Below are 13,404 nucleotides of genomic sequence, written 5' to 3'. Positions count from 1 at the left end.
CAATTAGAATTAAATAGAAAACCAGGTAAAGATCTATTTAGACTGTGTTTTTCACACATTCCCTACTTTCGACATATTATTTGGAGAAGAGGTGGTGAAAAATGCGCGATGAAAAAGGGAACGTACGGTTCGATCCCTATGAAACCGAGCAACAGGAATGGAAAAAGCAACAAGTAAAAGAGCGAAGCAAGCAACTATTAACGATTATTTCACCGGTTTTACTTCTTTTACTTTGGGAAATATGTTCTCGAACGGGAATATTGGATATTCGATTTTTCCCGCCGCCGTCTGCCATTATAACGACGTTTTTCGAGTTGGCAACGAACGGCCTGTTATGGACACATGTTTCCGTATCATTATATAGAATAGCAGCAGGGTTTTTACTCGGAGTAATTCCAGGTGTAGTCATTGGCTTACTAATGGGACTGTATGCACCTATTCGACATTTTATATCTCCAATAGTGATGGCACTTATGCCAATACCTACGCTAGCACTACTCCCGATCATTATTATCTTTTTTGGAATAGGAGACTTTTCTAAAGTAGTAACGATTGCAGGAAGCGTATTTTTCCCAGTTGTTATTAATACCGTTGCAGGTGTTCTCAATATAGAAAAGGTGCATTTAGACGTTGCGAAAAATTACGGGGCAAGTCCGAAAGATTTCTTCTTCAAAATAGCATTTCCGGGTGCATTACCTGTCATGCTAGAAGGTATTCAAATGGGGCAGGCGATTGCACTGCTTACAATCGTTGCTGCGGAAATGATGGGAGCCACATCGGGGATAGGGTATTTAATATGGACCTCTTACAAAGCTTTTATGTTAAAAGAAATGTTCGTTGGGTTAATACTTATTTCCTTTTTCGGATTTCTATTTTCGCTGTTCCTACGTGGGCTGCAAAAGAAAATTGTCCCATGGAGGTGAATAGGTGAGTAATGATGTGAAAATTTCAATTGAAGATTTAACAAAAGTGTTTTATAAGAAAAATAATAGTGTGACGGCGATTAAAAATGTATCGCTTGAAGTAGAAGAAGGCGAATTTGTTTGTTTAGTAGGACCAAGTGGTTGCGGAAAGACGACTTTATTACGCATACTTGCAGGCTTAGAGCACCCAAGTTCGGGTCAATTTACGATTGCAGCTGATTCGGATTTTCGTCCGTTGCAGTCGATGGTCTTTCAAGAAAAAGGGGTTATTCCTTGGTTGACGGTCGAAGAAAACGTAGCATTCGGGCTTAACATGCGCCATTTGCCGAAAGAATTTATCCGTAAGCAAACGAATAATTATTTGAAAAAAGTAGGTCTAAGTAATTTTTCTAAGCTGTATCCAAAAGAGCTTTCGGGGGGCATGAAACAACGAATTAGCATTGCCAGAGCTTTTGCAAATGACCCTGAAATTTTACTGATGGATGAACCATTTGCAGCACTCGATGAGCAAAATAAATTCATTTTACAGGAAGAATTACTTTCTATTTGGTCTGAAACGAAGAAAACGGTGTTATTTATTACACATAGCATCGATGAAGCGTTGTTACTCAGCGACCGGATTATATTAATGAGCGCACATCCTGGAGAAATTGTAAAAGAAATTAAAGTGCCTATTCCAAGGCCGAGAACGATGGAGCAAGTGCGAGCAAATACAGAAATGGCGGAGCAATTCATTGCCATTTGGAATCATTTACAAAAAGAGGTACAACGATCGAGAGGATAAGGGAGGAAGCTTGTGAAAAAGCGTTGGTTCATACTAATTGCATCAGTGGTACTTTTATTGGGTGCGTGTAGTTCTAAAGAAAAGGGGAGCACAGATGCAATCGACGACGATGTAAATACAAATAACCCATCAGGTGATTTGGCTCCGCTGGAAAAGAAAGTGAAAGTTATTATCGCAGAAGATGGGGCAGCTTCTGGAGCCGGATTTTATATTGCGAAAGAAAAAGGATATTTCGAAGACTATAATATCGAAGTAGAATTTGCTCAGTTTGCAAATAGTGACGAAATGCTTCCAGCGCTTGCGTCTGGTGAAGTGGATATCGCCGGAGGAGTATCAACAGCTTCATTCTTCAACGCCATTGCTCAAGGTATCGATGTGAAAATTATTGCCGATAAAGGGCATAATGTGCCAGGAAAATCGTACTTTACTTTCGTAATAGGTAATCATATGCAAGATGTCATCAAAGAATACAAAGACTTTAAAGGCAAACGTATTGCTATCTCTTCTAAAAACTCAATTGATGAATACATTTATTTAGAAATGTTGAAACATGCAGGATTAACACAAGATGATGTGGAATTCGTATTACTTGGAGACTTTGGTAGTATGCTAGGAGCAATTGAAAATGGTTCGATCGATGCTGCATTGCAAATTGAACCGTTAATTACACAAGGAATTGAAAATGGTTTTCACACTCGTTTTGGGGATGCAACAGACTACGCTCCTGAATCACAAATAGCCCTCGTACTTGGATCGCCTCAGTTTATGAATGATGAAAAAAATGTGTCATTACGATTTATGGCTGCTTATTTAAAAGGAGTGCGTGACTATAATGATGCCTTCATTAAAGGGGAAGGAAAAGACGAAATAATTGATATTATGACAAAACATACCGCTTTAAAAGACCCTGCATTATGGGAAAAGGTATTTGTAACGGGTCTGGATCCGGATGGCAAAATGTTTTTAGATGACGTTGTAAAACAATACGATGCATATAAAGCAAATGGTGCAATCAGTGGAGACGTTGACTTTGATAAAGCAGTCGACACGTCAACCACCGAAAAAGCAGTAGAGATTTTAGGAGCATATGAACGATAAAGCGTCCAGTGGTATGGGCGCTTTTTTCTTACATTGTACTTTATTTGAAAGAGTGTAATACAATGGTGTAAAAAGGACGTTTGAATGAGGTGCGTAAAATGGTGAGTGTGTTGGTGGATGCAGATGGATGTCCGGTAGTAGATTTGACAATTGCTGTTGCAAAAAAGTTTAACTTAAAGATTACATTGTTATGTGATACTGCGCATTATATGCAAAGGGAAGGTGCAGAGACGGTAATGGTCTCCAAAGGTGCGGATGCAGTTGACTTTGTGCTCGTGAACCGTGTCAAAAAAGGAGATATCGTCGTTACGCAAGACTATGGGCTTGCCGCAATGGTGTTAGCAAAACAAGGATTTGCAATCGATCAAAATGGGCGTTGGTATACAGCCGAAAACATAGACCAGCTATTAGATAGTCGTCATATGTCCAAAAAAATAAGGCAAGCTGGAGGAAGACTGAAAGGACCGAGAAAACGTCAGAAAGAAGATAACGAAAAATTTGAAAGAGGTTTTACAGAACTTTGTAAAGTAGCAACGAAAGACTGACTGTTTAGAATTCAATTGAAATAGTTAACATCCATCACTATTTTTGTTATACTGTTCGGTGGACAAAATTAGAAAAGGTGGAGTAAAAAATGGAAACAAATGCATACAGAGTATTACTTTACTATAAATATGTCCCGATAGAAGATCCAGTCATATTTGCACAAGAACATCTTGCTGCTTGTAAAGAAATTGGGTTAAAAGGGCGTATTTTAGTATCTGACGAAGGAATTAACGGCACATGCTCGGGAACAATTGAACAAACCGACGCATATATGGACATGATGAAAGCGGACGATCGTTTTGCTGACATGGTGTATAAAATAGATGAAGCGGAAGGACACGCATTTAAGAAAATGCATGTTCGTCCAAAAAAAGAAATCGTTCATTTAGGATTAGCAGAAGACATTAATCCAAATGAGCTAACAGGAAAATACCTTTCTCCAAAAGAGTTTTTCGAACAAATGCAAGCAGAAGATACCATTGTAATCGATGCTCGTAATGACTATGAATTCGATCTAGGACATTTCCGTGGAGCAATTCGACCAGATATTCGGAACTTCCGTGATCTGCCGGAATGGATGCTGGAAAACAGAGAAATGTTCGAAGGTAAAAAAGTATTGACGTATTGCACAGGTGGAATTCGTTGTGAAAAATTCTCTGGCTGGTTAGTGCGCGAAGGTTTTGAAGACGTTGCACAACTACATGGTGGTATTGCAACATACGCAAAAGATCCAGAAGTCAAAGGACAATTATGGGATGGTCAAATGTACGTATTTGACGAGCGTATCGCTGTTCCGATTAATCAAGTAGAACATGTCGTTGTTGGGAAAGATCATTTTACTGGTGAACCATGTGAACGCTATGTAAACTGTGCCAACCCAGACTGTAATGACAAAATTCTTTGCTCTGAAGAAAACGAACACAAACATCTTCGTAGCTGTTCACACGACTGCCGCGTGCACCCACGCAACCGCTACATCGTAGAACATAATCTTTCTGAAGAAGAAGTAGAGTCAAGACTAGCTGCAATCGAAGCAACTGTATAAAATCCCAAAATCCCGCCTTGTTTAAAGCAAAGCGGGATTTTTTTATCGATTGATTGCATTGTTAATGTTACAGGATTGTTACTGGTGCCAGGCACCAGTAACAATCCTGTAACATTTTTTTTTAAGTCTTTTGTTTGCGGTAATATAAAGGGAAAACGCTTCCATATACCGAATATTAGTATAGAGTTCGTTTTTAAAATAGAATGGGGGAACGTATATGGCAATCGAAGTGAGAAGAATTTCTGATTTGAAAGAAGTCGACGTATCCAAACTAATTCAAGAAAGCGAAAAGGAAGGATATCGTTTCGTATCAAGGCTTGCTACTGAATATGAAGATGGTACGAATCGATTTAGCGAACAAGGAGAAGCACTATTTGGTGCATGGGATGGGGAAGAAATTGTAGCAATTGGAGGATTAAATCGAAATACAAAAAATACAGATGCTGCAAGGCTACAAAGAGCTTATACACTACCATCCTATCGCAGAAAAGGAATCGGAAGAGAACTTTTCCAAGCGCTTTTCGTCCATGCTAAGGGTGAATTCAACGAAATTACAACGAAAACCGAATCGGCAAAAGCGGATGCATTTTACCGCGCGAATGGATTTCAATTTGACGAGCGTTCACCAGATATAACACATGTGTACAGCTTATAAGAGAAAGGGTAAGACAACTATGACAAGACAAAACTTAATCGAGCAATTTCCTTTAATCGAAAAAATGAAAAAAGCAGAAGAAATAATTTGGTTTAATCCAAATTTAATAAAAACAGAAGAGGCGTTGAAAAATATATCCGTCACAGAGGAAATGGTACAGGACGCAAGCGATCGACTAGATCGATTTGCATCTTATTTACAAATTGCCTTTCCTGAAACAGCGAAATCAAATGGCATCATTGAATCCCCACTTGTAGAAATTCCAGCAATGGCTGCTGCGATGAAGGAGTTATTCCAAACAGATTTCAACGGAGAGCTTTTATTAAAATGCGACAATAATTTGCCGATTTCCGGTTCTATTAAAGCACGTGGCGGCATTTACGAAGTGTTGAAAATTGCGGAGACACTGGCCATTCGTGAAGGTTTATTAACGGAAACTGACGACTACGCTATTCTTGCAAATAAAGAAATGCGAGAATTTTTCGCAGGGTATTCCATTGCAGTTGGCTCAACGGGTAACCTAGGTCTTAGCATTGGAATTATGAGTGCAAAAATCGGATTCCACGTGACCGTCCATATGTCGAGCGATGCGAAGCAATGGAAAAAAGACATGCTTCGTGAAAAAGGGGTAGAAGTGATCGAATATGCTTCTGACTACAGTGTTGCAGTGGAAGAAGGTAGAAAACAAGCGGAAAAAGATCGGACATGCTTTTTTATCGATGACGAAAACTCGACGGACTTATTTATGGGCTATGCAGTTGCGGCTAGTAGGCTAAAAAATCAGTTGGAGCAGCAAGGGAAAAAGGTGGATGAAAACAATCCTTTGTTTGTCTATTTACCATGTGGTGTCGGTGGTGGACCTGGTGGAGTGGCATTCGGTTTAAAACTTTTGTTCGGTGATCATGTTCATTGCTACTTTGCCGAACCGACTAATTCTCCTTGTATGCTGCTTGGAATGATGACAGGTTTACATGAAGATATAGCAGTAGATGAAATCGGCCTAGACAATAAAACAGATGCAGATGGCCTTGCAGTTGGTCGACCTTCTGGATTTGTCGGCAAAACACTAGAACAACTTTTAAGTGGTAGCTTTACGATTAGTGATGAAAAGATGTACACATTGCTTGCACTTCTTGCTGACACGGAAAAAATTCAACTGGAACCATCTGCACTGGCTGGCATGACAGGTCCAATTCATCTAGCGAAAAATGAAATTAATTTGAAAAATGCAACCCATATTGCATGGGCGACTGGTGGAGGGATGGTGCCAGAGCAAATGAAGGTAGAGTACTATGAAAAAGGCGAACTATTGCTTAAAAAGTAAGTTTTACTACTTGTTCTTCCGAAGTAGCATAGCCTCATTAGTCTAACAACATGGACTAATACAATTCTAAGGAATAAAAGAAGGATGACTTAAAGGAAGAATAGCTTTTAAGTCATCCTTCTAATTTATGAGAATGCAGCTGGAATAGATGATATACAGGCTTAGTTTAATCTTTTTTTTCTATCATCTTAATATTAAGTGGGTCAAAGGTAATCTTGTACTCTTTGTGTAATTTAAAGAGACCATATTTTTCAACATAATAATCGATCACGTTTTTCAAATACTCTGGAGTGATTTCAAGAGTTATACATACTTCATCTAGTGTTGTTTGTCTTTTTTCGTAGCAATCAATGAGCTGATCCAAAGAGACAATTTTTTCATAACCCCATCTTCGAGCTATTTGCTCTAATTTTACACTTCTCACATCATTTAAGTCTGTAATATCTCCATAGGTCGTCTCGTAATGACCAAGCTCTTCCGCTAAAATACAATGCTTTTCATATTTATTTTTGAATTTATCAATTTCAATCACATTATCGTAATATAAACCTGGGAGACCTTTAGGTAATACTTTTTCAATAATTTTAATATGTGGGTACTCCATTATTAGTTGATCATACGTCATGTAGACACCTCATTTATCCGCGTTGCGATTTAATAAACTCAATGTATTTCTTAATGTCTTCCATTTCTTCCACCGTGACATCATCATCAATATGCGCTGCAATCGTTACGATTTTCTGGCTATCTAAGATTTTTTCAGAGTCTTCTCCTAAGAAGTACTGACCTGGAACTTGAAAAAAATCTGCGAGTAATCGAACAAATTCCAACTTAGGATCTGCTTCTCCATTTTCCCAACGACTTATAGAGCTCTTACTAATTTTGCTATCAAATTTAGCATTTAAAGAATCAGCTAATTGTTCAATAGTGAGTTTTCTGTTCAGTCTTAGCTCTTTTAATAATGTTCCGAAGTTCTTCACAGCTGTAATCTCCTTACATATTATCTATGGTTAGAATTCTAACTCGAAATTTCCGAAAGTGCAACAAATTTAAATTTTTTGTTCCGTTTTAGGAACTTTTTTGTTGACAGAGATTTCTGTTAGTAATATGATAGATTCATCCCACGAAAAAGAACTAATGTTCTATTTTAATTTTCAGAAATAGTGAGGAGAGGATATTGATGAGAATGAAAGACGTAGAAGTAGATTCAAAAGGTAATATCAATCTCAATACAAAAGAAATTCCGAATCCATGTATCGTCGTAATTAGTAAAGATACAGCAAAAATGACAGAGCTACCTGCATTCGCTGATACGACCATTAAGACACATCAAGGAAAAGTCGTGCGTGTTAAATGGAATGAAGGAGAGGATTTTTAAAATAGGGTAGAAAAAATCATCATAGTCCCACCAGTCATCTGGAGGACAACAAACGATTTCAGCATCTTGCTGATCTTTTGTTGTCCTCTTTTTTTATAGGGTTTTAAAAGAAAAGGAGGAGTTTCCTATGTTGAATTGGGGGGATAAATTGATAAAAGAATATTCCTATCATAAAAAAGAGCTGGAGCACCTAAAGGAACGATTAGATCCAATGAATCCTAAAGATAATACAGATCTCAAAATTATTAATAGCATGATGGATGATATGTCTTACGCGCTTGAATGGATGAAAAAAGGAAGAAGACCGGGCAATCTTCATGGTGCTGATAAACGGTCTATATACCAACGTCGTGCATTACTGGATATGGATCTATTTCCAACGATTGAATTGGACACCAAGCGAACTAGTTTAAGTGAAGAACAAAAACAGAAGATTATATCGATTTTAACAGAACTTTCTCATAGAGAAAGACAATGCTATTTAATGCATATGGCATACGGGATGAGTCTCACAGAAATAGCAGAGGAGCTGAATTTAAAGAAGAGAACCGTGCAACAATACATTGATCGTGCAAAAGACAAAGTCAAAATTCTCGTTTCCTGACGTACGAGTGACGTATAAACCCACCTAGTAGTGAAGAGAGTTATTTGATAGAGAGCTTGAATGGAGGTGCAAAATGGAGGCGTTTATCGGTATTGGTTGCACGATGATAGGTTTGTTTATAGGACTGCTTACATTTCGTCGTAATCGCGACAAAGATGTAAAAGCAGATGCTGCGAAAACGGCAGTTATTGAAACGAAGCTAGACACTATTAGTAATGGCGTAGAGTCAATTCGAATGGATTTGAAAGCAAATGAGAAGCAAATGGATGTAATAGCAGAACGTGTAGCACGAGTGGAGGAAAGCTCGAAACATGCTCACAAAACAATTGATTATCTCAAAATTATTCAGGAGGCACAATAAGTATGAAGATTAACTGGAAAGTACGTTTCAAAAATAAGATTTGGGTTACAGGTTTTATTGCTCAAATCTTTCTATTAGCTGAACTACTTTTGATAGGGGCTCATGCTGCTAGTTTAACAGATTTTCATATTACCGAAGAAATGAAAGACTGGATATTTGCTTTTATAAATATAGTGTTTGGATTATTAGCGACAATGGGGATTATTCAAGAACCTACGACAAACAAATTACCTGATAGCAAAAGAGCAATGAATTATATCGAACCAAAATAAGTTGCCTCCAGGTGGCTTTTTCTTTTGAGGTGGTGATTGCTATGTAATATATTAAAATGGTGTATAAGGTTCTTGCTAGTAATACAAAACTTATATGAGGTGATAATGGTGGTAAAAGTATTTATTGATGCAGGGCATGGTGGAACGGATTCAGGTGCAGTAGGAAATGGGTTACTGGAGAAAAATCTAACATTGCAAATTGCCACTAGAGTCAAAGATATCTTGATTGCTGAATATAACAATGTAAGTGTATTAATGAGTAGAACCGGGGATCAGACTTTGACGTTGGCGCAACGTACAAATGCAGCGAATGCTTGGGGGGCTGATTTCCTTCTTTCCGTTCACATTAATGCAGGTGGTGGGACAGGCTATGAGGATTATGTATACCCAGGAGTAGGCGCACCTACTACAACTTATCAAAATACGATTCACGCAGAAATATTAAAGCTTGTGAATTATACGGATCGTGGTAAAAAACAAGAAAACTTTCATATGTTACGTGAATCCAATATGCCGGCTCTTTTGACGGAAAATGGATTTATTGATCATGCAAATGATGCGGCAAAGTTAAAAACATCTTCCTTCATTGAATCACTAGCGCGAGGTCATGTGAATGGCATTGCAAAATGTTTCAATCTTCCAAAGAAAAGCACAGCAGTTTTTCATACTGTAAAAAGTGGGGATACCGTTTATTCATTAAGTCAGACTTATGGTAGCACGGTACAACAAATTAAGGATTGGAATGGTCTAGATGCTAACTACACCATTTATATCGGACAAGTATTAAGAGTGAAATAAAGGATGATTAGCCCTACTCACATACGTGGGTGGGGCTTTTTTTATGCTTAGGTGATTAGAAGACCTATGACGTTGATGTGCATGCGCGCAACATCTACAAAAAACGAGTCATAGTCCTTGTCGTCTCACTACAAGTAAACTTGCTGTTTTAAGAATTTGGTTGCTTTCATTAGTAATTTGGTTGCTCTACGAATAGAACTAGTTGCTTTCACTGACCAATTAATTGCTCTAATCCATTTTTTGGATGCATACAATTGAAACACTGGCTAATATATTTTTTTTTTTTGCAAGCCTGCACTGATAATTAAGCATTTTTCATTGATTTTCGCTGCAGGCGGTGATTCCCGAGGCCAACAGGATGTTGGTCACGAAGGCGTTGCCACAAGATGTGGCGCTCTTAGCCTTTGTTCCTCTGTTGAGCAAAATGAGACTTCACAACGTACGCCAAAGCGGCGGTGAAGGCTCACCGCTTACCCGGCGGAAAGCGTACGACTGCAGCGAAAATCACAGCGGTCACTTCTTTACGCATTATGCTTATATTGTGCTCAAACTATCATTTATGCATAGCTCCGGTAAACAAGATGTTTTGACTCTGCCATATGAATAATAAATGTGTTACACTAGGAGTAGAACAAAGGTAGATAGAGGAGGTAGCACCATGTTCATTGAAATACAAACAAATTCATCTGTGCCAATCTATTTACAACTAGCGCAGCAACTCATTGAAGGAATCGCAAGGGGCGAGTTAAAACCAGGAGATTCATTGCCATCTGTTCGAGCATTTGCAGCAGATTTAGGGATGAATATGCATACAGTAAATAAAGCCTATCATTACTTAGAAGAGAAGGAATTTATACAAATCGTCGCAAAATCAGGCGTAATTATACAACCAAATGGAATACCAAAAGCAACAGCCGAAGAACAACAACGATTGGCAGAACAAATTCGCCCATTAGTAGCAGAAGGATTAGTGTTAAAACTTTCGGAGGAAGAAATGGTCGATATGGTACGGGAACTCGTGCAACATATTAAGGAGGGGTCATCATGATAGTTTTCTTGTTTGGATTTATTTTATTATTTATAACCGTATTACAAGCTTTTACGCCGAAACTACTTAAGCAAACGGAAGCATTTGGCGTCTATGTACCGGAGCAATACGCTAAGGAACAAACAATCATAGCGTATAAAAAAAGATACACAGCAGTTGTATTAACACTAGGGATTATCCTACTTGCTGTCTATATTATTTGGGCGTTAACACAATCACCGACAGAAGAAACATTATCGCTTTTTAGTATTGGCGTTCAATTTTGCATTCTTTTTATAGGCTTAGGCTATTACTTCATGATGCATGTACGCGTGAAAAGGCTGAAAGAGGAGCAAGGATGGACGACGGGCAAAAAGGAAGTACGTGTAGTAGACTTGCAATTTCAAGCGAAGCTCCAGTTAATACCACGTATCGTGTTTATTATTCCAATGATTATTACGGTAGGGTTAATCATTTACACGTTTATGAAATATGCTCAAATGCCAGACATGATCCCTACTCATTGGGGACCTTCTGGGCAACCGGACGCATTTAGCGAGAAAACGTATTTCAGTGTCGTTTCGATGCCGCTTATTTTACTTGTGATGCAGGGAATGTTCCTTATGATGAGCGAAGGGATGAAGTTTGCAGGGGCTAAGATCAATCCAGCAAATAAAAAAACGTCCGTTTCACAGCAACTAGCGTTCCGTAAATATAGTAGCTGGTTTGCATTATTTATGGCTATAACAATGACATTAATGATGGGTTACTTTCATTTACAAACAATTCATCCAGAAATCGGATCTGCATGGGTGATGTTCGCACTTCCACTAGTCTTTTTAGTGCTAACTTTTCTGGCAGTAGGTATATATATAGTAAAGGTAGGGCAAAGTGGTTCGCGTTTGAAAATAGAAGAGGATAGTCCAAGTTTAGAAGATAAAATCGCTGTTGATGATGATAAGTATTGGAAAGGTGGAATCATCTATATCAATAAAGATGATCCAAGCATTTTAGTCGAAAAGCGATTTGGCATAGGGTGGACACTCAATTTTGGGCGACCGCTTAGTTGGATTGTCTTATTCGGACCGCTTATCCTAATTTTAGTCATCGCATTTAGTTTATAGCGTTACACATAATCATAGTTTAAGAACAAGAAAAACTAGCTTAATAAAGGAGCGATTCATATGTTAGTAGTGACAACGGAAAAAATAGAAGGATATAAAATAGTAGAAGTTAAAGGTCCTGCATATGGTCTAATTGTGAGAAGCAGAGGACTTGGTGGAGATATTATGGCGGGTTTAAAAGGATTAGTAGGTGGGGAGATCAAGCAATACACCGCAATGTTAGAGGACTCAAGAAAAGAAGCGATGGATCGTATGATTAAAAATGCCCATTCTATGGATGCCAACGCTATTGTTATGATGCGATATGATTCGGGGGAAATTGGTCAGAATATGAGTGAGATTGTGGCATACGGAACAGCAGTTGTTGTAGAGAAACTATGACAGGAATCTTCGTTGTAGTAGGTATATATATTGTGCAAATTATAGCGGTTATCGCTTTTATTTTGCTAGGATATTTTATTTATGACAAACGGTTTAGACGTAATCATGGAACGAAAGTGGCGGCAGGCTTTGAGCGAACAGAAGAGGTCAATATAGACCCTGTTACAGGAGAGAAAACGAGGGTGTATTATAATCCTAAAACTGGCGAACGTTTTTATAAGCAAGAATGAAAACTTATATAAAAAAGCGTCTCCAAAAGAAACGCTTCAGTTATGCATCTGTACAAACAAATAAAAATTAAATATGGCAGGTAGCAACAATGCTGATGATAAAAAAATGATTGCAGCGGACTTAGATTGCTTTGTAATCCGCTCGTCACCTTTACGTAAGTTTTCGAAAAAGGTTAAGGTAAAATAAAAGCATAAAATCCAGCACACAGTAGAAATAATACCAACCCAGTTCCCAGTAAATAATGGCGTCATTATCTTCACCACACTTTCTGACCATAGTAAAAAGCAGCTTACCCAACTAAAGGTAGCTGCTTATTTTAATTATTCAGCGTCAAAAACTTCTACTTTTTCCATTTTAGCGCCGTTTTTCATAGCTGTTGCTACTTCAAGACCGCTTGTTACTTTACCGAAAACAGTATGAACACCGTTTAAGTGTGGTTGTGGTTCGTGTACGATAAAGAATTGGCTTGAACCTGTATCTTTCCCAGCGTGAGCCATAGATAAGCTACCTGCTTCGTGTTTGTGTGGGTTTCCAGCAGTTTCACATTTAATCGTTTTGCCGCTACCACCCATACCTGTACCAGTTGGGTCACCACCTTGACTTACAAAACCAGGAATAACACGGTGGAAAATAACCCCGTTGTAAAATCCGCTGTTTGCCAACTCTTCAAAGTTTGCAACTGTGTTTGGTGCTTCATTTGGGTATAAATCAAATTCGATTTTTTCGCCAGTATCCATTAAAAAATAACCTTTTTTCGTCATTCAAAACACTCCTTTTTCAATTAAATCCTTCATAAGTATAGCACGTGCATATAACATTTTCCAAAAACAGCTCATGGAAAAGAGTTAGTACT

At 38.2% G+C, this 13,404-nt stretch carries 19 protein-coding genes; 16 read left to right on the top strand and 3 right to left on the bottom strand.

Annotated elements, in window-relative coordinates:
- Window positions 1-101 precede the first annotated feature (101 nt).
- From FG383_RS04295 to FG383_RS04265, 7 genes are all read left to right on the top strand, one after another.
- Window positions 102-923, top strand: a complete 822-nt coding sequence (locus FG383_RS04295) for an ABC transporter permease (protein ID WP_142605614.1) — start codon at window positions 102-104, stop codon at window positions 921-923.
- A gap of 4 nt (window positions 924-927) precedes the next feature.
- A complete protein-coding gene (locus tag FG383_RS04290) occupies window positions 928-1,707 on the top strand; it encodes an ABC transporter ATP-binding protein (protein WP_142605613.1) in 780 nt (259 codons plus the stop codon).
- Window positions 1,708-1,719: 12 nt separating this feature from the next.
- Window positions 1,720-2,805: an ABC transporter substrate-binding protein gene (locus FG383_RS04285; RefSeq protein ID WP_142605612.1), complete on the top strand. Its 1,086-nt coding sequence runs from the start codon at window positions 1,720-1,722 to the stop codon at window positions 2,803-2,805.
- Window positions 2,806-2,903: 98 nt separating this feature from the next.
- Window positions 2,904-3,350 (top strand): YaiI/YqxD family protein, encoded by a 447-nt coding sequence (locus FG383_RS04280; RefSeq protein ID WP_142605611.1) that lies wholly within the window; start codon window positions 2,904-2,906, stop codon window positions 3,348-3,350.
- Window positions 3,351-3,439: 89 nt separating this feature from the next.
- Window positions 3,440-4,396 carry an oxygen-dependent tRNA uridine(34) hydroxylase TrhO gene (gene trhO, locus FG383_RS04275; RefSeq protein ID WP_142605610.1) on the top strand — a complete coding sequence of 319 codons (957 nt, stop codon included), beginning with the start codon at window positions 3,440-3,442 and terminating at the stop codon, window positions 4,394-4,396.
- Window positions 4,397-4,613: 217 nt separating this feature from the next.
- A complete protein-coding gene (locus tag FG383_RS04270; protein ID WP_142605609.1) occupies window positions 4,614-5,051 on the top strand; it encodes a GNAT family N-acetyltransferase in 438 nt (145 codons plus the stop codon).
- Window positions 5,052-5,070: 19 nt separating this feature from the next.
- Window positions 5,071-6,375: a D-serine ammonia-lyase gene (locus FG383_RS04265; protein ID WP_142605608.1), complete on the top strand. Its 1,305-nt coding sequence runs from the start codon at window positions 5,071-5,073 to the stop codon at window positions 6,373-6,375.
- Between the two features lie 166 nt (window positions 6,376-6,541).
- On the opposite strand, the gene FG383_RS04260 is transcribed toward FG383_RS04265, so the two are convergent.
- Entirely contained in the window at window positions 6,542-7,000 is a 459-nt protein-coding gene (locus FG383_RS04260; RefSeq protein WP_142605607.1) for an ImmA/IrrE family metallo-endopeptidase, read from the bottom strand.
- A 13-nt stretch (window positions 7,001-7,013) separates the two neighbouring features.
- A complete protein-coding gene (locus tag FG383_RS04255) occupies window positions 7,014-7,355 on the bottom strand; it encodes a helix-turn-helix domain-containing protein (protein ID WP_142605606.1) in 342 nt (113 codons plus the stop codon).
- Between the two features lie 200 nt (window positions 7,356-7,555).
- On the opposite strand from FG383_RS04255, the gene FG383_RS04250 reads away from it, so the two are divergent.
- From FG383_RS04250 to FG383_RS04210, 9 genes are all read left to right on the top strand, one after another.
- Entirely contained in the window at window positions 7,556-7,753 is a 198-nt protein-coding gene (locus FG383_RS04250) for an XtrA/YqaO family protein (protein ID WP_142605605.1), read from the top strand.
- Between the two features lie 127 nt (window positions 7,754-7,880).
- Window positions 7,881-8,357: a sigma factor-like helix-turn-helix DNA-binding protein gene (locus tag FG383_RS04245; protein WP_142605604.1), complete on the top strand. Its 477-nt coding sequence runs from the start codon at window positions 7,881-7,883 to the stop codon at window positions 8,355-8,357.
- Between the two features lie 73 nt (window positions 8,358-8,430).
- Window positions 8,431-8,718 carry a hypothetical protein gene (locus FG383_RS04240; protein ID WP_142605603.1) on the top strand — a complete coding sequence of 96 codons (288 nt, stop codon included), beginning with the start codon at window positions 8,431-8,433 and terminating at the stop codon, window positions 8,716-8,718.
- A gap of 2 nt (window positions 8,719-8,720) precedes the next feature.
- Window positions 8,721-8,990, top strand: coding sequence for a phage holin (locus tag FG383_RS04235; protein WP_142605602.1), 270 nt, complete (start codon window positions 8,721-8,723; stop codon window positions 8,988-8,990).
- A 108-nt stretch (window positions 8,991-9,098) separates the two neighbouring features.
- Window positions 9,099-9,788, top strand: coding sequence for an N-acetylmuramoyl-L-alanine amidase family protein (locus tag FG383_RS04230; RefSeq protein WP_142605644.1), 690 nt, complete (start codon window positions 9,099-9,101; stop codon window positions 9,786-9,788).
- 658 nt (window positions 9,789-10,446) lie between these two features.
- A complete protein-coding gene (locus FG383_RS04225) occupies window positions 10,447-10,836 on the top strand; it encodes a GntR family transcriptional regulator (RefSeq protein WP_142605601.1) in 390 nt (129 codons plus the stop codon).
- A complete protein-coding gene (locus FG383_RS04220; RefSeq protein WP_142605600.1) occupies window positions 10,833-11,939 on the top strand; it encodes a DUF1648 domain-containing protein in 1,107 nt (368 codons plus the stop codon). Before FG383_RS04225 ends, FG383_RS04220 begins: the two co-directional genes overlap by 4 nt.
- 60 nt (window positions 11,940-11,999) lie before the next feature.
- Window positions 12,000-12,320 (top strand): YbjQ family protein, encoded by a 321-nt coding sequence (locus FG383_RS04215; protein WP_142605599.1) that lies wholly within the window; start codon window positions 12,000-12,002, stop codon window positions 12,318-12,320.
- On the top strand, window positions 12,317-12,550 hold the full coding sequence (locus FG383_RS04210) for a hypothetical protein (protein WP_142605598.1): 234 nt from the start codon (window positions 12,317-12,319) through the stop codon (window positions 12,548-12,550). The genes FG383_RS04215 and FG383_RS04210 overlap by 4 nt, the downstream gene beginning before the upstream one ends.
- A gap of 321 nt (window positions 12,551-12,871) precedes the next feature.
- Here the strand turns inward: FG383_RS04210 and FG383_RS04200 are convergent, their stop codons facing one another.
- Window positions 12,872-13,312 carry a peptidylprolyl isomerase gene (locus FG383_RS04200; protein WP_142605596.1) on the bottom strand — a complete coding sequence of 147 codons (441 nt, stop codon included), beginning with the start codon at window positions 13,310-13,312 and terminating at the stop codon, window positions 12,872-12,874.
- Window positions 13,313-13,404: the final 92 nt, after the last annotated feature.

The sequence above is a fragment of the Psychrobacillus soli genome, from assembly GCF_006861775.1.
Lineage (GTDB): Bacteria > Bacillota > Bacilli > Bacillales_A > Planococcaceae > Psychrobacillus > Psychrobacillus soli.
Note: the sequence above shows the minus strand (reverse complement) of the source record. Positions and strands in the feature narration are given on the sequence as shown.